Raw genomic sequence first — 821 nt, forward strand, 5'->3', positions numbered from 1 at the left:
ATTACCCGGTGAACATGGATGTGCATCCGCAGGTCACGGCGTTCTTTGACGAGGCCACCAACACGATCAGCTACGTGGTGAAGGATCCCGGCTCCAACGCCTGCGCGGTGGTCGATAGCGTGATGGATATCGACATGGCGGCGGGGCGGATCACCTATGATCATGCCGACGCGATGATCGCCCATATCGAGCGCGCGCGCCTGAGCCTCGAATGGATCATCGAGACCCATGTGCATGCCGATCACCTGTCGGCGGCGCCCTTCATCCAGGAGCGTCTTGGCGGCAAGATCGGCATCGGCGAAAAGATCATGGTCGTGCAGGATGTCTTCGGCAAGATCTTCAACGAGGGCACCGAGTTTCAGCGCGACGGCAGCCAGTTTGACCGGCTGTTCAAGGATGGCGACACCTATACCGTGGGTGGCATGACCTGTTTTGCCATGCACACGCCGGGCCATACGCCCGCCTGCATGACCCATGTCATGGGCGACGCGGCGTTTGTGGGCGATACGCTTTTCATGCCTGATGGCGGCTCGGCGCGGGCCGATTTCCCGGGCGGCGATGCGGGAGAGCTTTACGACAGTATCCGACGGGTCCTGAGCCTGCCCGATGCCATGCGCCTCTTCATGTGCCACGATTACGGGCCGGGTGGCCGCGATATCGCGTGGGAGACCACGGTCGCCGAGGAGAAGGCCAACAACATCCACGTGGGCGGCGGCAAGACCCGTGAGGAATTTGTCAGGTTCCGCACCGAACGCGATGCGCAATTGGCCATGCCTCGGCTGATCCTGCCCTCGCTTCAGGTGAACATGCGCGCAGGCGAG

Annotated in this window: 1 protein-coding gene; it reads left to right on the top strand. The window is 62.2% G+C overall.

The window, feature by feature from the left end; all coding sequences use genetic code 11:
- On the top strand, positions 1–821 hold an 821-nt coding region (locus BHD06_RS22755; protein ID WP_217805734.1), incomplete at both ends, for an MBL fold metallo-hydrolase.

The sequence above is a fragment of the Roseovarius sp. A-2 genome (assembly GCF_002072155.1).
Classification (GTDB): Bacteria; Pseudomonadota; Alphaproteobacteria; order Rhodobacterales; family Rhodobacteraceae; genus Roseovarius.